The following is an 18,735-nucleotide window of genomic DNA, read 5'->3' on the forward strand; positions in this document are numbered from 1 at the left end:
GCGCCGATGGTACTGCGACCGGTAGGTCGTGGGAGAGTAGGACGTCGCCGGACATTCACACTGTTAAGGGCCACCCACTCGGGTGGCCCTTAATGCGTTCACAGACCTTTTTGACCTTTGCAGACCCTGCCGGCGCAGGTGTCAGAGGTCGTCGGGGGAGATTCCTACCAGAGCCGCGGCGGCGCAGATGTGGATCGGGGTCAGGTCTGCGGGGGCGACGGGTGCCTGGAGCAGAGTGCCGCGTTCGAATGGGGTCAGGCCGATGTCTATGCCGTGCGCGCCGGCCACCAGGCCGCGGACGTAGGTGAGCCAGCCCATCATCGGGATGCCGCGACGGAAGACGCCGGCGGCTGCTGCCAGTTCGGTGTCGGCGATGCTGGCCCATTCGGGTTCCCAGATCGTGACGACTGCACGGAGCACCTGGGCGAAGCGCTCTGACTGGATCAGGGCGTCCTCGTCACTCCAGTGCAGAGTGAGCTGGTCGGAGACCGTCGTGAGGGTGCCGCCCATGGAGAGATCGAACAGCCAGGGGAGTTCACCGGCGCTCTGCAGGTGCAGGCGGGTGGTACTCGAACCGTTCGAGAGGACCTTCGTGGTCGCCTCGACCATTTCTTGCAGGGGCGTGGAGGCGTCCGCCTCGAGCACGTGGAAACCCCAGCGCTCGTCCTGCGTCCACAGGTGGACCTCCGGGAACGCCACAGCGACCGCGGTCAGGGTGCGCCCGACGCGGAGCGCTCGGTGTTCGACCGATTCGTCTCGGTGAGCCCACTGGGCGCGCAGTAGCCAAGATGCCATCTCACGCCCTCCGATCAGCTGCCGGCTGGACCTGTCCAACGGACGGTACGCCGAACGAGGAGGGGTTGGCCAGAGCTCCGCCTACTCCGTGTGAACAGCGGAACCAGGCCTGAACGCCCATCTGCTGACACGACACCCCTCCAGTGTGAACGAACCACAGGTCACGCCCGACCACCGGGGTCTGTTTTCCGCAGCCTCCCGCCCAAAACCGATCCCTCGGCCGACGCAGAACGCCGGCCGGCCAGACCCCGGACCCGTTCAGCCCACGACTCCGGTTGCTCCGCTGTGGTCGCCCGCCTCGGCATCGGTCGATTGCTTGACCGATTTAGCTGCCTTCCGTCGGCTGACCGGCTTTGCTGCCTTTGCGGGAGCCGGGTCAGCAGTCTCGGTGGTGGAGCCAGCGTCGACGGTCTCAGCTGTAGCGGTTGAGTCGGGTTGCGGGACGTCAGCAGCGTCGAGGGTTTGCTCGGCTAGGTCGAGGGTGGGCCGGGGGCCTCGGTAGGAGTCGAGCCAACCGCGGAGGAGCTCTACCCGGGCGGAGTACTCCTCGTTGCCCTTCACGACCGGTGCCTGGTTGTAGGCCATCGTGTCGGAGGAGCGCCGCAGCTTCACGTAGAGACGGGATGAGGACAGCGCGTAACGCTCCATGTCGTCCTGCAGGGCACCGATGACGGTGATGTTCCGGTCGCGGCCGATCTGCTCGAACAGGGCGACGGCCTCGCGCCGGTGCTGGGAGCCGAGGTTCCGGCCCAGCTCGTCCAGGATCAGGAGCAGCGGACGGTCGCTGCCGCCGGCCAGTGCAGCGGCGCAGACGAGCTTCACTGCCTTCTCGTCCATCTGCGCGGTGTTGCCCTTGACGTTGAACGCCGAGAACGGCCCACCCTCGGACCGACGCCACTTCGGCGTAACCGTCCAGCGCCACGGCTTGTCCGGCTCGGCTGGCGGGTCAGGCTCCGGGTACTCGAGCTTCGCTCCGTAGCCGCCGTACTGCTGGTCGAGCCGGTCGAACTCCGCCGACACCAGTCGCAGCCGCGCCTTGATTCCGTCCGCCAGCGACGAGCGGTGGGCACGCGCAGTGCTCTCCGCTTCGCCGAGTCCCTCGCGGGCCCGCTCCAAAGCTGCATTGCGCTCAGCCCGTTGGCTGGCGATCTGCTGTTGCTGCAGGCTGTCGAACGTCTCGTGCTGCGCGAGGTGGCTTGCCAGCGTCCGTTGCAGGGCCGGTACCAGGGCGACGCGAGCGCCGAGCGTCCCGTTCGACCAGCCGTCGGCGCCGTTGAGGATCTCCCACAGCTCGGACGGGATCTCTTCCCGCGAGCGCGCGTTCGGGAAGCAACGGCGTACGACATCGTCGAGTTGGGTGCAGGCTTGGTGGTTCCAGTCGGCCGTCGTACGGCGCTGAGCCGCGTCATCCGGCAAGGCGACCAGGAACTCAGAGGCCTCCGCGGCGCTGCCGCCCCAGGCGGTGGTCCGGCTGACCAGGTCGAGCCCAGTCTGCTCTTCCAGGAGCACGAGCCGTCGCCCAGCGAGCTCGTCGAGGATGCGGTCGTGATCCCGCCGAGTGGCTTCGAGGTTCTTCAGTCGCTCGTCGCGGACGAGTTGCTGCCCGGCGGCGGCCTCGGCTGATTCCTTGGCTGCTTGCAAGGCGGGCGCGAGGGTCTCGCGATCGGTCTCGTGCTGGTCGTTCGCCTCACGCAGGGCGAGGATCTGCTCTTGTACGTCCGCAGCGGTCCCGAGCGCGCGGGCGGCCGCAGTACGCCGCTCAGCTTGGTCCACTCGTGCGCGAGCCTGCTCCAATGCGGCCGACGCGGCAGACCGTGCCTCGACGGCTGCGTCGAGTCGGCGGCGGGCCGCTTCGATGCGGGCAGTGCGACCGGTAATCGCTTCCTCGAACTGCCCGACGGCGACCACGCCGGCGGGCTCGTCGATGATCTCCTTCGCCGAACGCGCGGCGAGAGCCGCGAAGAACCCGTCCAGCTTGAATCGCTTGTCCGCCGACGCCGGTCCGCCCTTGAAAGCGGCAGCGTCCGGCCGGTTGGCGAGCACGAGCAGGAAGCCCGGATAGCCGGCGTCACTCAGGGCCGACGTTGCGATCGCGACGTCCGACGCGTCGACGACAACGGCTTCCCGGTATGGGGCCAGCCGCGGCTCCCACTCCGCACGGTCGGCCGTCGCGAGCTCGGTGATGTCGGTGAGCGCGCCGCACTCGATGCCGGCGTTCGCCAGCACCTGTTGCTGCGGAGCAGAGACGGTTTGGCCGCTCTCGGCTTCGCGGAGGTCGGCGGTCGCCTGGTCGACGTACGAGCGTGCTGCGTGATCGCGTCCGATGTGCTCCTCGAGGACGGCGCGGGCTTCGTCTTGCTCCTCGGCGGCTGCCGTCAGGTCGCGTCCGTCGGCTGAGCGTCCGGCATCGAGGAGTCTGCGGTGCTCCTGGCCGAGGCGCTCGAGCTGCTCGCGTACTGAGCGTTGTGCAAGGTCGAGTTCGCGGTCGCGGGCGTCGAGTTTGTCGCGCTCTTGACGGGTGAGCTGGACGTCTCGGAGCAGATTCTCTTCGCTGCCGAACGCCTCGATCTCGGTGTCGACGGTCTCGCGTCGCGCCTCCTGCTCGGCGACTCGCTCGTCTAGCACGCCTAGTTCTTGGAGGATCTCGCTGTTGCGGGCGTCGCCGTCGACGAGGTGCCGGGCGCAGCGGGCTCGCCAGGATTCGCGGGCGGAGGCGAGGGCTTCGCGAGCGGCGGCGCGCTGCAGGATCCCTGCCTCGACGGTGGCCATCTCCTGTTCCCAGCGCTGGAGGTCGGCCGCTGCCTGCTTGGTTGCTTCGCGTTGCGTGTGCTCGGCGGAGCGATGGGCCTGCTCTTGCTCCAGCTCGTGGTCGAGGCCGGTAAGGGTGGCGATCGCGTTGAAGATGCGCGCGGGGCCGAGCTCGTTCAGCGGCTCGGCGAGGAGGTTGGCGGTCGGCGATGAGCGGACAGAGGTCGAGAGGAACGACACGCAGCGGACCTGGCCGCCGTACAGGACTGTGGAGAGCTTGTTGGCGTGGAAATCGGTGCGGCCGTTGGAGTGGGGGAGTGCGGCCCAGAGCGCGTCGGCGCCGGCTGCGCGCTCGGCTTCGGTGACGCCGTACGGGACGTGCAGGCCGCTCTTCCAGCGCAGGTCCAGGTATGACGCTTTGCGGTTGATCCTGATCCAGACGGTGATGGCGGCCGCTTCGATCTCGGCCAGCTCGGTCAGGTCCGGGTCGGAGAAGACGCCGACGATGTAGCCGCGGTCGACGTTGGACCAGGTGCCTTCCTGGCCGGCTGCTTCGGCGGTGAAGAGCAGCTCGGCGGCGCCGGGAGCGCCGCTGGTGAGGCGCCATTGGTCGTCGGCGTGGAGGAGCGAGAGGGCGGCGATCCAGGAGGACTTGCCGGCGCCGTTGGAGTCGACCGGGCCTTGGCCGGCGACGGTGACGAGGCCCTGGCCGACCATCGGGATCGGGTGGGTCGACAGCCGGGACAGGTCGACGACCTGGACGCCGAGCAGCACCTTCGAGCCGAGGATGTCGTACGGCCCGTCCTCAGCCGGGGTGGGGGTGCTCATGCCGCTCCTTCTTCTTCGGTGATGCCTTTGCGAGCGCGGATGGCCTCCGCGATCGGGCTCGACGGGGCGGCCGCGAGAATCAGCTGATCCTGCAGGCGACGCCGTGCGGCCGGGGTGAGGCGTTGGAGTTGCGGGCCCGGGATGTAGCTCGGGCCGCCGGAATGGTCGCCGGACAGTTGGATCAAGCCGGCGGCGCGGAGTCGCTGGAGGGCGAGGCGACGCTCCTCGCTGCTGATCTTGGTGGTGCGGAGCTCGTCGACCGTCGTCGGACGGGCGGACTTCCAGCTGTCGCCGGTGAGGATGCCTTCGCTGCGGGGGATCGCTACCGAGTGGACGAGGACCAGTACTAGTACTGCGCGGTCGACCACCGAGAGCGGTTGCCAGCCCTGCGCCGTCAAGGTCTCGGCGATGTCGTCGGCGTATCCGGCGGTCCAGTGGGTGCCGTCGACATGCACCAGCGTGCGCCCGATCAGCTTCAACATCTTCTGCACCTGACGGCGCAACGTCACATCCCGCAGCCCGGCCAGCTGTACCTCAGCCACCGGGTGAGCCGCATATTGCACCGCGCTGAAAGCTGCCAGTACTTCGTCCCTGCTCCGATCACTCAGATCCTGCAACAACTGATCGAAAAGAGCATGCTGCTCGCTCATAGTTCCTCCACAGCCGCAGGTTCTGAAGGAAGTGGGTCCGGCTCTGCCTCAGGCTCTGTCTTTGGAGTCAGTACTGCAGTTGGTGGGTCGGGGAGGATTCGGCAGAGTTCTCTTAGGCCGGTTTGGGAGGAAGGGCCCCAGGTGGTTACTCGGGGGCCCAGGCGGACTTCGCCTGCCTTTTCGTTCCAGAGGAGCCAGCTGGTGGCGTGTAGGCGGCGGAGGCTGCCGATGATGAGGGTTAGGTCGCTGGATTGTTCGGGGCGGCCTCGGAGGCCGGCGTAGACGGCCTTGATTTGGGTGAGGGTGCCGGTGGTGCCGGGCCAGGGGGAGGAGCTTCGGTCTTGCCAGCAGCAGGTTACGCAGATGGCTAGGACTCGGGCCGTCTCGTTGGGCATTTCTACGGCTACCGGAGGCATGCCTAGCTCTTCGAGGACGCCGTGGCCGGCGCCTTCGGGGAGGGTGGGGAGCATCCAGATTGTGCTGCCGTCGGGTTCGGGGGCTCGGGTGAGGCCGGGGACGGCTGGGGTGTCTGGGGAGACTTGGAGGGGGCCGGCGGACTGGACTTTGGCCCACCAGAGGGCGGTGTAGGAGCGGCCGCTCTCGACTGCTTCTGAGGTCATCGGGTCACCCGCCGGAAGGTTCCCTCGGTGGCCCAGGGGGTGCCGGCCGTGGGATCGATTCGCATGCCGTCGCCCCAGACGAGTTCGTAGTCGAGTTCGTCGTGGAGGTGGGCCGCGGTCAGCTCGGCCAGGACTCGGCGGGCGGTGACCCAGTCGCCGGCGTCGTCGACCACATCCACGATGCTTACGCAGGAGCGGCCCGCCAGGATTCGCTCGGCTTCGGCGCGTAGGTCCTCACGGTCGGTTGCAGCGGCGGACTCGGGCGCGTCCGTCTCCGAGGAAGGGCGAGGGGGTGCCATTCGCGCGGTACCGGTTCGGCGGCCGGACTCGACTGCCTCGAGCATGCCCTCTGGTGAGAAGTCGGGCGCGGCCGCGTCGAACAGCAACCCGTCCAAGACACCGGCCAGTACTTCCGTATCGCTGCTCCGCGTAAACGTCAGCCAAGTCTCGATCGGCAGCAACCCCAGCGCCCGCGTAGTACCGGCTCGTTCGACCAATCGCCCGGCCGCCAGCTGAACGGCATCCGCATACGCAGCCAGCGACATCCGCAGCTGCGTGCACACCTGGTGCAACCCGGGCCACCGCTCGAGCACGATCCGGTGGACCTTCTCGGCCTGCTCGATCAGGCGCTCGTTACCCCAGGCGAGCTGCGCGTTCTCCCGCAGCTGAGCAGTCGTGCTCGTCGACACCAGGATGGACAGCTCGTTCCCCAGCAGCCGGAACACCTTCGTCAGCCGCTGGATCGACGCCTGCCCTTGCTCCTCGACAGCCCGCGGATCGCTCACGCTGTGTGCCTCGAGGGTCAGCAGTTGGTGCAGCTCCGCCTGCCCACCCTGCACCGACATCCGCTTGAGGAACATCAGCATCACGTACGGCGCGAAGGCCGCCCGGTGACGCAACTCGTTGGGCCGGTCCACCAGCTTGGTGATCGCACCGTACTGCCGCAGTACTTCGAAACGCCGCACGATCACCTCATGCGGCCACCCACGGCAGGCCAGCGCGGCCTGCTCAACGGTCAGCCCATCGCTGCCCGCCTCCGCGAACGCGTCCAGGATCGCCTGGTCGGCGTCCAGCAGCTCCGGGTCGACGATCATCGCGCCGGCCTCCCGGGCGAGCACGGCGAAGACCTGCCGATAGACGCGCAGGACAGCCGCTTCGGCCTCCGCGTCCAGCAATGTCGCGTCCATGCTTCTCCTCCCGTGGCCGCCCCCGAAGACAGCCAGAGAACGGACTTTATCGACGCCGGCCGACGGATCGAAATCGGCACTCGCCGGGCCTGTGGACAAACTCGTCCGGACAAACCCGGCCAGGCGGGCCGCCCGCCGCAGCTCAGTCCCGCGAGCGGCGGCGGAAGGCCACCAAGGCGAGTGGCGCGAAGACGGCCGTGAACAGGAGTGACCAGGCGATGGACGCGAGCACCGGGTGCTGGAGCGGCCACTGAGCGTCCGGTGAGGGTGCCAGGCCGTTGCCCCACAGCTGGCGGCAGGCCGCGGTCAGCGCGGACACCGGATTCCACTCTGCGATCAGCTGCAGCCAGCGGGGCATGTCCTGGGTCGGCGCGAAGGTGTTGGCGACGAAGGTGAGCGGGAACATCACGGTGAACATGAAGCCGTTCACCGCCTCCACCGAGCGCATCAGCGACCCGACCCAGATGCCCAGCCAGATCATCGAGAAGCCGAAGAGCAGCAGGAGCAGGTACCCGAGCACGCCGTTGAGCAGTCCGTCGCGGATCCGCCAGCCGATCAGCAGGCCGGTCACGCTCATCACCACGATGCCGATACCGGAGTGGATCAGGCTCGACAGGCTCCGCCCGACGAGCACGGACGAGCGGGATATCGGCAGCGACTTCAGCCGGTCGACGATTCCCTTCTCCAGGTCGCTGGTGAGTCCGATGGCCACGATGGCGGAGGAGAAGATGATGGTCTGCGCCATGATCCCCGGCAGCAGGAACTCCCGGTACGACGTACCAGGCACGTCGATCGAGCCGCCGAACACGTAGGCGAACAGCAGGACGAACATCACCGGCTGGATCGTCACGTCCAGCAGCATCTCCGGCATCCGCCTGATGTGCAGGAGATTGCGCCAGACCACGGTCAGCGACTGTTGCAGCAAGGTGCGCTGATGGATCGGCGGCCTGGTCATCACGGCGGTCATCGGACGGCCTCCTGCTCGGTCAGCGTCTCGGTGGTGTCGGTCGACTCGGCGCGGTGACCGGTCAGATGCAGGAAGACGTCGTCGAGGCTCGGTCGTTTCAGGCCGAGGTCGTCGACGTCGATCCCGCTGTCGGCGAAGACGCCCGCGATCCGGGTCATGTCGGCCAGGCCGGCCGCCGGCGCCGTGAGCCGCCGGCTCACCTCCTCGACGTGCACCTCGGGCGCATGTTGTCGCAGGAGCTCGGCGGCGCGTGGAAGGTCCGAAGCCGCCGCGACCGTGACGACCACACTGGCCCGGCCGGCCTCGTCCTTGAGCTGCGTCGGCGTGCCGGCCGCGATCACCTTGCCCTTGTCGATCACGACGATCTCGTCGGCCAGATGGTCGGCCTCCTCCAGATACTGAGTCGTCAGCAGCAAGGTGGTGCCGTCCCGGACCAGGCCGCGCAGTACCTCCCACAGGTCCGCGCGGCTGCGTGGGTCGAGTCCGGTCGTCGGCTCGTCCAGGAACAGCACCGGCGGCGCGGCCACCAGGCTGACCGCGAGGTCCAGCCGTCGACGCATCCCGCCCGAGTAGGTCTTGGCCACCCGGTCGGCCGCGTCCGTCAGCAGGAACCGCTCGAGCAACTCGTCGGACAGCTTGCGCAAGTACTTGGTCGGCAATCCGTAGAGCCTGCCGATCAGCCGGATGTTCTCCCGGCCGGTCAGCAGCTCGTCGATCGTCGCGGACTGACCGGTCAGGCCCATGCTGCGGCGCACTTCCGCGGGTTGCTTGAGCACGTCGTAGCCGGCCACCCGGCCGGTCCCGCTGGTGGGCACGCTGAGCGTCGTCAGCATCCGCACCGTGGTCGTCTTGCCGGCGCCGTTGGGACCGAGCAGGCCCAGCACCGTTCCTTCGGGGACGACGAAACTCACCCCGTCGACGGCACGGTTCGTGCCGAACTGCTTCACCAGATCGATCGCTTCGACTGCGGGTCCGTTGGACATGGGCTCACCCTAGAGCGCCCTACCGACAACCGGCCGACCCTTTTCTGCACGCAGAAAAGCGGATGACGCCGGGCGCTGCGTTCCCTACCATCCGAAGCATGATGAGACTGCTCGGCTAGTGCGTCCCCAAACGCTCTAGCCGACCCCAGCACACCGACCGGTGCGGATGCCCACGAAGGCGTCCCCGGGCGCGGTCTGCTGTTCTCATTCACCGGAGTCACCCCATGGCACCGTCATTTCCCGACGCCTTGCCGATCGGAGCGCAGCACCCGCGTGGCCGCGCCCTGCTCGCCGTTCGCAAGGATTCCGTCCCCGGCCGGATCCTGGTCGAGGGGAGCTGGGAGCACAGCCAGCTGCTCAGTACCCCGACCGTCATCGAAACCTTCTATTACTGTCCGGAATTCTGCGAGCAACCACAGACAGCAGCCCAGATCGCCGCGAGAGCACATGAGGTCTACCGGATCTCACCGAAGATGCTGGCGCGAGTCAGCCGGAGGAGCCGGTCCGACGGTCTCATCTCCATTGCCCGGCTCCCCGAGTGGCGAGCCGAGGAGCTCCGGCTCAACGAGTCTTCGCTGGTACTGGTCGCCGATGGCGTCGAGTACGCCGGCAACCTCGGCACCCTGATCCGTACGGTCGACGCCGCCCGCGCGGACTGCCTGGTCCTCACCAGTCGCCGGGCCCGCCCGAATCATCCCGCTGTATACGCGGCCAGCCGCGGCATGGTGCTCACCACGCCGGTGCTGGAGTTCCAGAGCGTCGTCGAGGCAGCGAGCTGGCTCAGGCGCCACGAGTTCGACGTCCACCTGGCCGACCCCGCGGCAGCCGGGAGCTACAAGGCTCCGGCGTACCAAGGAAGGACAGCGTTTGTGGTTGGGTCGGAAGGCGAGGGGCTGCACCGGAGCTGGCACGAGCAGGGATTCGGAAAGGTGAGCATCCCGATGCTCGGGCAGGCCGATTCGCTCAACGTCGCGCTGTCAGCCGGCATCCTGCTCTTCGAGGCCCGGGCCCGCAAGGAGGGGTGGTGAGGCGGTCGACCCGCGCTCGATCAGCCGGACTTCCAGCGTTATCGGGTCGACGGGATGTTCCTTGCCCTCGATCGTGCCCAGGAGCAGCTGTACTGCGATCGCCGCCTTCCGCGGGATGTCCTGCGCGATCGTGGTCAGCTTGGGCGTGACGTAGGCGCTCAGGTCGAGGTCGTCGAACCCGAGCACGGAAACGTCGGCGGGCACCGAGAAGCCGCTCTCCGCCAGCCCTTCCATGATCCCGATCGCCAGGATGTCGGCGGTCGCGAACACAGCCGTCGCCGCAGGGTGTGAAGCCTTGAGGCCGCGGCCGAGTTCGCGACCGCTGGCATGCGTGGTGGTCGCGGTGACCAGTCGTTCCCGCCAGGTCAGCCCCGCCTCGGCGAAGGCGGCCTGGAATCCAGAGAACCGCTCGTGCACCACGCCGACATCGGAGAACGACGGCCCGGCGAAGACGATCTCCCGATGCCCGAGCTCCAGCAGGTGCCGCGCGGCCAGCAGCGCACCGGTGTAGTCGTCGGACCGTACGCCGGTAGTCAAAGGGTTCGCCGAATAGCTGTCGATCGCCAGCAGCGACACCTTCCCCACCGCGCGAGCAGTGAGCCGGTCGATCTCCTCATCCAGGAACCCGAGTAGCACTGCTCCATCCAGACTCCACGACTGCAGCGCCTCGGCAACCTCCGCCGGCGCAGCGATCCCGCGGAGCAGCAGGTGGTACCCGCCTTTGCGCAGTTCACGCTCGATCTGGCCGACGATCGCCACGTTGTGGGGGCTGATCATCAGGCTGTCCTCGTCGGCGGCCGGCACCAGCAGGCCGATCAGCCGGGACGACTTCGCGGCCAGGCTGCGGGCCGACGCGCTCGGCACGTACCCGCGCTCGGCGACGATCCGCTGGATCCGCTCGATCGTCTCCGGTGAGACCCGGGCGCGCTTGCCGTTCACCACGTTCGAGACCGTCATCATGCTGACCCCGGCCTCGTCGGCGATGTCCTTCAGCGTGACCCGCACAGCGGCTCCTCTCGGTTGTCGCGGCCAGGATACGAGCGCATCCCGCCCCGTGACAGGGCATTGACAGCCGCCCGGAAGCGGCCTTACGGTCCCACCAAGGTGGAGCGCTAAACCTACCATGAGCGAACGGAGTACAAGAGGTGAGCACGCAGCAGTGGTGGCGGGACGCGGCGATCTACCAGATCTACCCGCGCAGCTTCGCCGACGGGAACGGCGACGGCACCGGCGACCTGGCCGGCGTCCGCTCGCGGCTGCCGTACCTGAGCAGCCTCGGGATCGACGCCATCTGGTTCACCCCCTGGTACCTGTCCCCGCTCGCGGACGGCGGGTACGACGTGGCCGACTACCGGGTGATCGATCCGGCCTTCGGTACCGTCGAGGAGGCCGAGCAACTGATCGCGGAAGCCGCCAACCTAGGCATCCGCACGATCATCGACGTCGTCCCCAACCACATCTCCAGTGAGCACGAGTGGTTCAAGGAGGCTTTAACCCAAGGCCCGGGCTCACCGGCGAGGGAACGGTTCTGGTTCAAGGAGAACGAGGAGCAGCCGACCGACTGGGTCTCCAGCTTCTCCGGCGACACCTGGACCAGGACGAAGAACCCGGACGGTACGCCGGGGGAGTGGTATCTCCATCTCTTCACCCCCGAGCAGCCCGACCTCAACTGGAACCACCCCGACGTCCGCCGCGAACACGAGGAGATCCTCAGGTTCTGGTTCGATCGGGGCGTCGCCGGGATCCGGATCGACTCGGCCACCATGCCGGTCAAGGATCCCAGCTTCCCGGAGTACGGCGAGGCCTCCGAGCACCCGTACGTCGATCGCGACGAGCTGCACGACATCTACCGATCCTGGCGCAGCATCGCCGACGAGTACGCCGAACCGCGGGTGCTCGTCGGGGAGATCTGGCTGGCCGATCCCGAGCGGTTCGCCCGCTACCTCAGGCCGGACGAGATGCACACCGCGTTCAACTTCGACCTGATGGGCCGGCCCTGGAAAGCATCCGAACTGCGCGATTCGATCGAGTCGACGTTGGCCGCGCACCGGCCGGTCGATGCGCCGGCCACCTGGGTCCTGTCCAACCACGACGTCACCAGACCGGCCACCCGGTATGGACGGGAGGACAGCTCGTTCTCGTTCCAGGCCAAGCGGTTCGGCGTACCGACTGATCTGGCGCTGGGGCAGCGACGAGCACGGGCGGCCGCGCTGCTGACGGCCGCGTTGCCCGGGTCGCTCTATGTGTACCAGGGTGACGAACTCGGCCTGCCCGAGGTCGAGGACCTTCCGCTCGCCGCCCTGCAGGACCCGATCTTCCACCGCTCCGAAGGCGCCGATCCCGGCCGCGACGGCTGCCGCGTACCGTTGCCTTGGACAACTACCGGACCGAGTTTCGGTTTCAACTCGCAAGGCTTCACCCCCTGGCTACCGCAGCCCGCGGACTGGGGCAGCCACTCCGTCGAGGTGCAGGAACGCGACCCCGGCTCGATGCTCGCCCTGTACCGCGCGGCGCTGCACCTCCGCCGCGAGCTGCCCACCGATTTCGCCTGGCACGACCTCAACACCGACGACGTCATCGCCTTCAGCCGGGGAGAGCGCTTCCGCTGCCTGGTGAACCTGGGCGACGAGCCGATCCAGCTTCCGCCGGACGGCGAAGTCCTGCTCGCCAGCGCCGCCCTCGTTGACGATCGCCTCCCCACCGACGCAGCCGTCTGGCTGACCACGAAGTAGGAGAACCACGCAATGAAGCTCACTCCCATCGCTCTCGTGGTCGCCCTGGCCGCGAGCCTCACCGCCTGCTCCGGCTCCGGCTCCGACACCAAGGCGACGCCCGACGGCCCGGTCACCTTGAAGGTCGCCCGCGATCCGGGCCTCGACAAGGGCGCGATCGCGGCCTTCGACGCCCGGGTCGCGCAGTTCGAGAAGGACAACCCGAAGATCGACGTCGTCCCGCAGGAGTACAACTGGACCGCGACGACGTTCACCGCGCAGCTTGCTGGTGGCACGCTGCCCGACGTCTTCACCGTCCCGTTCACCGACGGCCGCGGCCTGATCCAGCGCAAACAGATCGCCGACATCAGCGGCCTCGTCTCCGCCCTGCCGTACGCGGGCAAGTTCAGCGAGAACGTCGCCAAGGCGGGCAAAGCCGAGGACGGCAAGATGTGGGCCGTCCCGATCGCGGCGTACGGGCAGGCGTTGCACTACAACCGCAGCCTGTTCAAGCAGGCCGGGCTGGACCCCGACAAGCCGCCGGCGACCTGGGACGAGGTCCGTGCGGACGCCAAGCAGATCGCGGACAAGACGGGCAAGGCCGGGTACGCCGAACTGACTACCGACAACACCGGTGGCTGGATCCTCACCACCCTCGACTACGCGTTCGGCGGCCGCACGGAGAAGCTCGACGGCGACACCGCGACTGCACAGCTCGACACACCCGAGATGACGTCCGTACTGCAGCTACTGAAGGACATGCGCTGGACGGACAACAGCATGGGCTCCAACTTCCTCTATGACTGGGGTGGCATCAACCAGGCCTTCGCGTCCGGCCAGATCGGGATGTACGTGTCCGGTGGCGGCAACTACGGCTCACTAGTCACGCAAAACGCGCTCAAGCCGGCCGACTACGGCGTGACGACTATCCCGCTCGCCAGCAACGACCAGGCCGGAGTGCTGGGCGGTGGGACGTTAGCGACGGTCAGTGCCAAGGCCAACGACGGTGTTAAGGCCGCTGCCGTGAAGTGGATCGACTACTTCTACATGAAGAAGCTGGCCGACAAGGACGCCGCAGTACTCGATGCCAAGACTGTTGCGGCCTCCAAGCAACCAGTGGGTGCTCCGCAGCTACCGGTGTTCGACAAGGCGACGTACGACGAGTCACTGGGCTGGGTGAAGGAGTACGTCAACGTCCCGCTCGACCAGATGAAGCCGTACACGGACAAGATGTTCGACCAGCCCCTGCTCACCGAGCCGGTCCGGTCGACGCAGGAGGTCTACAAGCTGCTCGACCCGGTCGTGCAGTCGGTACTGACCAACAAAGACGCCGACATCGCGAAGCTGCTCAAGAACGCCAACGCCGAGGCGCAGACCCTCCTCGACCGGAAGTAGCCCCTGATGAGAAGAGGTCGGGGTAGTGGCCTGAGCACGCTGGTCTTCCTGCTACCGCTGCTACTGGTCTTCGGTGTCTTCTCCTGGATCCCGATCCTCAGGGCTGTGGTGATGAGCTTCCAGGAGACCAACCTGGTCACCCCTGCGACCTTCGTCGGCCTACAGAACTTCAAGGACGTCTTGGCCGACCCACTGCTCTGGACAGCAGTCAAGAACACCCTGTACTTCGCACTGCTGGCCCTGTTGTTCGGCTACCCGGTCCCACTCATCGCTGCAGTCCTGATGAGCGAAGTGCGCCGCTTCAAGGGGCTCTACAGCGCACTGGCCTACCTGCCCGTGGTGATCCCACCGGTAGTCGCAGTGCTGCTCTGGAAGTTCTTCTACGACGCCGGACCCAATGGCGTCTTCAACACCATCCTCGGCGCAGTAGGCATCGGCCCGGTCTCCTGGCTGCAGGACTCGGGCAGTGCGATGCCGGCACTGGTCATCGAGGCGACCTGGGCCGCGGCCGGCGGCACGGTCATCATCTACCTCGCTGCCTTGACCGGTGTCGCCACTGACCTCTACGAAGCAGCCGAGATCGACAGAGCGTCTATCTGGCGCAAGATCTGGCATGTGACGCTGCCGCAGCTCAGAGGCGTCCTGCTGATCACATTCATCCTGCAGGTCGTCGGGACGTCACAGGTCTTCCTGGAGCCGTTCCTGTTCACCGGTGGCGGCCCGGCGAACTCCACGACCACGATCCTGCTACTCATCTACGACTACGCGTTCGCCAACAGTCTCGGTGGCGAGTACGGCGCCGCGACCGCTCTCAGCATCATGCTGGCCGTTGCCCTGGGCATCCTGTCGGCCGTCTACTTCCGCCTGACCCGATCCTGGAGCCGCTCATGAGCAGGGGCATCCTCTCGTCGTCGGACTGGCGCCGCCCCGGCGTACGGCGTACTGCGCGTTCCGTGCACGTGGTCCTTCTAGGACTGCTCTTCCTGGTCGGCCTGGGCCCGATGCTGTGGCTGGCCAAGGCGGCTGTCACTCCAACCCAGGACACCTTGAGAGCGCCGCTCGCGTTGTGGCCGCATGGGATCGACTGGGCCAACCTGTCCACCGCCTGGTCGCGGGTGGAGATCGACAAGTACTTCCTCAACACCGTGGTCCTCGCGGCCGGCTCCTGGTTCGTCCAGTTGCTGGTGGCGACCACGGCCGGCTACGCCTTGTCGGTACTCCGCCCGCGCTACCGCAAGGCCCTGACCGGGATCGTGCTCGCGACGCTCTTCGTCCCGTCCGTCGTGCTGCTCGTCCCGCTGTATCTCACGATCGTCGATCCGCCGTTGCTGAAGACCTCGTTGATCAACACGTTCTGGGCGGTCTGGCTGCCGGCCGGCGCGAACGCGTTCAACATCCTGATCGTGCAACGGTTCTTCGACAACCTGCCCCGGGAGGTCTTCGAGGCCGCCCGGGTCGATGGCGCCGGACCGTACCGGATGTTCTGGTCCGTCGTCCTGCCGATGTCCCGCCCGATCCTCGGCGTGGTCTCGGTGTTCGCGATCATCGCGGCCTGGAAGGACTTCCTCTGGCCGCTGCTGGTCCTGCCCGACCCCGATCTGCAACCCCTGTCCGTCCGGCTCCCCGCGCTGCAGAAGTTCGTCGAACTCGATGTGTTCCTGGCGGCACTCGCGATCTCGACGGTGATTCCGGTGGCGCTGTTCCTGATCTTCCAGCGACTGTTCCTCAAGTCCAACGCACTCAGTGGCGCAGTCAAGGGATAAGTAGTTCCGCCCCCGCTCGACCCTGACAGAAGGGCTCCACAGTCATGCCCAAAAAGACGTTCGTCACGCTCTTAGCCGCATTATTGGCTACCTCGTACCTGCCGGCCTCGGCTGCGGGCTTCACTGCAACAGTGGAGGCGGAGAACGCGTCCCTGGCCGGGGGTGCGGTCGTCGAGACCGACCATGCCGGCTACAGCGGCTCCGGCTTCGTCGGCGGCTTCACCGACTCCCACAAAGGCACTGCAGCGGTCACGGCCGCGGTCACCATCCCTTCGGCCGCTAGCTACGACGTGTCGCTCAGGTACGCGAACGGCACCGGCGCCACCCAGACTCTGTCGCTCTACCGCGCCGGTACGAAGGTCCAGCAACTCACCCTGCCTGCCTCGGCCAACTGGGACAGCTGGAGCGATCTGCACACGACACTGGCGCTCCCAGCGGGCTCCAACCAGCTCAGCTACCGCTTCGACTCGGCGGACTCCGGCAACGTCAATCTGGACAAGCTGGTGGTGACCAGCGCGGCAGCACCCGCCGAGGGCACCCTGGAAGCCGAGTCGGCTGCACTGTCCGGAGGCGCAGTCGTTGCCACCGACCATGCCGGCTACAGCGGTTCCGGCTTCGTCGGCGGCTACACCGACGCCAACAAGGGCAACGCGGCGACGACCTTCTCGGTCTCCGCCGCCACGGCGGGGACCGGCACGGTCGCCCTGCGCTATGCGAACGGCACCGGCGTCGCGATGACGCTGTCGCTCTATGCCAACGCGGTCAAAGTGAGGCAGATCAGCCTCCCGGCCACGGCCAACTGGGACACCTGGGGCACTGCAGGGGAGACGGTCCCGCTGACGGCGGGCGCCAACTCCATCGCCTACAGGTTCGACACCGCCGACACCGGCAACGTGAATCTCGACAACATCACTGTCTCTGCCCCGACCGACCCGCCACCGGCATCCGGTGGTCCGGCGCTGGAGAACGCCTTCTTGTCCGGCGGTACCAGCGTAGGCACGTCGATCTCCGGGTACGCCGGATCCGGCTACGTCACCGGCTTTTCCGCAGTGGGTGCCCGCCTGATCCGCACGGTCAACGTCACCGCCGCTGGCAATGCGTCCACCACCCTCCGCTACAGCAACACGACCGGCTCCACCAAGACCCTCAGCGTCTACGCCAACGGGGTGAAGGCCGGTCAGGTCTCATTGCCCGCGGCAAGTGGTTGGGCAACGGTGCAGCAGTCCCTGTCGCTGCGAGCCGGGCTCAACCTGATCGGGTACCAGTACGACGCAGGTGACAGCGGCAATGTCGCGCTTGACGATCTCGCCGTCGCCGGATCGACGGACCTCGCAGCGCGTGGCGCGACGGTGCCCTATACGGAGTACGAGGCTGAGAACAGCAGTACCAATGGCGTGGTGATCGGGCCCGACCGCACCTATCGGACTGTTGCGTCGGAGTCGTCCGGGCGGCGGGCGGTACGGCTGGACAACGCGGGCAAGTACACGCAGTTCACCCTGACCAAGCCGACCAACTCGATCGTCGTGCGCTACTCGATCCCGGACAACGCGGCCGGTACCGGGATCACGGCGCCGCTCGGTGTGTACGTGGCCGGGGCGAAGGTCAAGGACCTCACGCTGACGTCGGCGTACAGCTGGGTCTACGGCACCTACCCGTTCCCCAATGATCCGGCGCTGGGCAATGGGCATCGGTTCTACGACGAGGTCCGGTCGACGCTGCCGTCGTACCCGGCGGGCACGGTGATCAAGCTGCAGAACGACACCTCGACACCGATCACCGTCGACCTGATCGACACCGAGGTCGTTGCCAACGCTTACACGATCCCCGCCAACTCGATTGATGTGACCGCCTACGGCGCCGTGTCCGGTTCTGGTGACGACACGGCGGCGTTCAACTCGGCGATCAGCGCGGCGAAGTCGGCCGGCAAGACGCTGTGGATCCCATCAGGTGTCTTCGATCTGACCGCTCGGGTGAACGTCGACAACGTCACGATCCGCGGTGCGGGCATGTGGTACTCGACGATCCGTGGCAACGCGGGTCGCGGCGGATTCTTCGCGACCGGCGGCAACGTGCAGCTCGCCGACTTCTACTTCGCCGGTGATGTGCGCTATCGCGACCCGGATGGTTCGGTCACCACGGACGCCGCGCTGGAGGGCAACTTCGGCAGCGGTTCGCTGATCCACAACGTCTGGCTCGAGCACTCGAAGGTCGGTCTGTGGGCCAACAGCGGCACCAACGGCCTGTACGTCGCCGGCGTGCGGATCCGCGACATGTTCGCCGACGGCGTCAATCTCAACACCTTCAGCGGTGACGGCAGCCCGGTCAGCAACAGCCGGGTGGATCAGAGCGTGTTCCGCAACACGGGTGACGACGCGCTGGCGATGTGGTCGTTCAACAGTTCGGTGGCGAACTGCGCGTTCACCTTCAACAACGCGTCGCTGCCGACGCTGGCCAACACAGCCGCGATCTACGGCGGCAATGGCAACCGGATCGAGGACAACTTGTTCTCCGACACCGTCTACACCGCGTCCGGGATCACGATCAGTACGTGGCACTCGGCCCAGCCGTTCAGCGGTACGACGAGCGTCCAGCGCAACACGATCACCCGGGCCGGTGGCTTCAACACCGACTGGAACAGCAGCCAAGGCGGCCTGTGGATCTACGCCGAGGCCCGCGAGATCACCGCCCCGGTGCTGATCAAGGACGTCGACATCATCGACAGCACCTACCAGGGCATCCTGATGAGCTGGCAGAAGAACGTCACCAACCTCACCTTCGACCACGTGAAGATCCAAACCACCGGCACCTACGGCATAGACCTCCAGGTGGCCGGCTCCGCCACCTTCAACTACGTCACGGTCTCCGGCACCCCCTCCGGCGCCCTCAACAACGCCTTCGGCTACACCCTGATCCGAGGCCCAGGCAACTCCGGCTTCTAACCCTCCAACGCTCCCCCCTCCCGTGCCCCTGACCGCCACGGGAGGGCCAGCTCCGTACCTGAGAACAGGACGTCCGCGGGCGAGTGGTGGGGTGCCACGCTCAGCGAGTTGGCGGGTGTGG

The 18,735-nt window shown here is 67.2% G+C and carries 14 protein-coding genes; 6 read left to right on the forward strand and 8 right to left on the reverse strand.

The genetic code is table 11. From position 1 onward, the window contains the following. Positions 1-141: 141 nt before the first annotated feature. From AB0M15_RS40130 to AB0M15_RS40160, 7 genes are all read right to left on the reverse strand, one after another. The gene (locus AB0M15_RS40130; RefSeq protein ID WP_363831943.1) at positions 142-795 is read right to left on the reverse strand and encodes a hypothetical protein; all 654 of its coding nucleotides are present in this window, start codon (positions 793-795) and stop codon (positions 142-144) included. A gap of 258 nt (positions 796-1,053) precedes the next feature. Beyond that, positions 1,054-4,371, reverse strand: a complete 3,318-nt coding sequence (locus AB0M15_RS40135; protein ID WP_363831946.1) for a chromosome segregation ATPase — start codon at positions 4,369-4,371, stop codon at positions 1,054-1,056. Further along, positions 4,368-5,021 carry a hypothetical protein gene (locus tag AB0M15_RS40140; protein ID WP_363831950.1) on the reverse strand — a complete coding sequence of 218 codons (654 nt, stop codon included), beginning with the start codon at positions 5,019-5,021 and terminating at the stop codon, positions 4,368-4,370. The genes AB0M15_RS40135 and AB0M15_RS40140 overlap by 4 nt, the downstream gene beginning before the upstream one ends. Then, positions 5,018-5,641 carry a hypothetical protein gene (locus tag AB0M15_RS40145; protein ID WP_363831953.1) on the reverse strand — a complete coding sequence of 208 codons (624 nt, stop codon included), beginning with the start codon at positions 5,639-5,641 and terminating at the stop codon, positions 5,018-5,020. Before AB0M15_RS40145 ends, AB0M15_RS40140 begins: the two co-directional genes overlap by 4 nt. After that, complete coding sequence (locus AB0M15_RS40150) at positions 5,638-6,828, reverse strand: hypothetical protein (protein ID WP_363831956.1); 1,191 nt, start codon at positions 6,826-6,828, stop codon at positions 5,638-5,640. Before AB0M15_RS40150 ends, AB0M15_RS40145 begins: the two co-directional genes overlap by 4 nt. A gap of 142 nt (positions 6,829-6,970) precedes the next feature. Further along, positions 6,971-7,795: an ABC transporter permease gene (locus tag AB0M15_RS40155; protein ID WP_363831960.1), complete on the reverse strand. Its 825-nt coding sequence runs from the start codon at positions 7,793-7,795 to the stop codon at positions 6,971-6,973. Then, positions 7,792-8,778, reverse strand: coding sequence for an ATP-binding cassette domain-containing protein (locus AB0M15_RS40160; protein WP_363831963.1), 987 nt, complete (start codon positions 8,776-8,778; stop codon positions 7,792-7,794). The genes AB0M15_RS40155 and AB0M15_RS40160 overlap by 4 nt, the downstream gene beginning before the upstream one ends. A gap of 224 nt (positions 8,779-9,002) precedes the next feature. On the opposite strand from AB0M15_RS40160, the gene AB0M15_RS40165 reads away from it, so the two are divergent. Then, positions 9,003-9,806, forward strand: coding sequence for a TrmH family RNA methyltransferase (locus AB0M15_RS40165; protein ID WP_363831966.1), 804 nt, complete (start codon positions 9,003-9,005; stop codon positions 9,804-9,806). Here the strand turns inward: AB0M15_RS40165 and AB0M15_RS40170 are convergent. Then, complete coding sequence (locus AB0M15_RS40170) at positions 9,756-10,811, reverse strand: LacI family DNA-binding transcriptional regulator (protein WP_363831969.1); 1,056 nt, start codon at positions 10,809-10,811, stop codon at positions 9,756-9,758. The two genes, AB0M15_RS40165 and AB0M15_RS40170, sit on opposite strands and share 51 nt — an antisense overlap. 140 nt (positions 10,812-10,951) lie before the next feature. Between AB0M15_RS40170 and AB0M15_RS40175 the strand changes: the two genes are divergently transcribed. From AB0M15_RS40175 to AB0M15_RS40195, 5 genes are read left to right on the forward strand one after another with little or no spacing between them, the layout of a single operon-like run. Then, positions 10,952-12,538 carry a glycoside hydrolase family 13 protein gene (locus AB0M15_RS40175; RefSeq protein ID WP_363831973.1) on the forward strand — a complete coding sequence of 529 codons (1,587 nt, stop codon included), beginning with the start codon at positions 10,952-10,954 and terminating at the stop codon, positions 12,536-12,538. Positions 12,539-12,550: 12 nt separating this feature from the next. Beyond that, the gene (locus AB0M15_RS40180; RefSeq protein WP_363831976.1) at positions 12,551-13,912 is read left to right on the forward strand and encodes a sugar ABC transporter substrate-binding protein; all 1,362 of its coding nucleotides are present in this window, start codon (positions 12,551-12,553) and stop codon (positions 13,910-13,912) included. A 6-nt stretch (positions 13,913-13,918) separates the two neighbouring features. Further along, positions 13,919-14,803 carry a sugar ABC transporter permease gene (locus AB0M15_RS40185; protein WP_363831979.1) on the forward strand — a complete coding sequence of 295 codons (885 nt, stop codon included), beginning with the start codon at positions 13,919-13,921 and terminating at the stop codon, positions 14,801-14,803. Beyond that, positions 14,800-15,675, forward strand: coding sequence for a carbohydrate ABC transporter permease (locus tag AB0M15_RS40190; protein WP_363831983.1), 876 nt, complete (start codon positions 14,800-14,802; stop codon positions 15,673-15,675). Before AB0M15_RS40185 ends, AB0M15_RS40190 begins: the two co-directional genes overlap by 4 nt. 44 nt (positions 15,676-15,719) lie before the next feature. Then, positions 15,720-18,614: a CBM35 domain-containing protein gene (locus AB0M15_RS40195; protein WP_363831985.1), complete on the forward strand. Its 2,895-nt coding sequence runs from the start codon at positions 15,720-15,722 to the stop codon at positions 18,612-18,614. The last annotated feature ends 121 nt before the right edge of the window (positions 18,615-18,735 follow it).

The organism is Kribbella sp. NPDC051718, from assembly GCF_040681515.1.
Taxonomy (GTDB): Bacteria; Actinomycetota; Actinomycetes; order Propionibacteriales; family Kribbellaceae; genus Kribbella.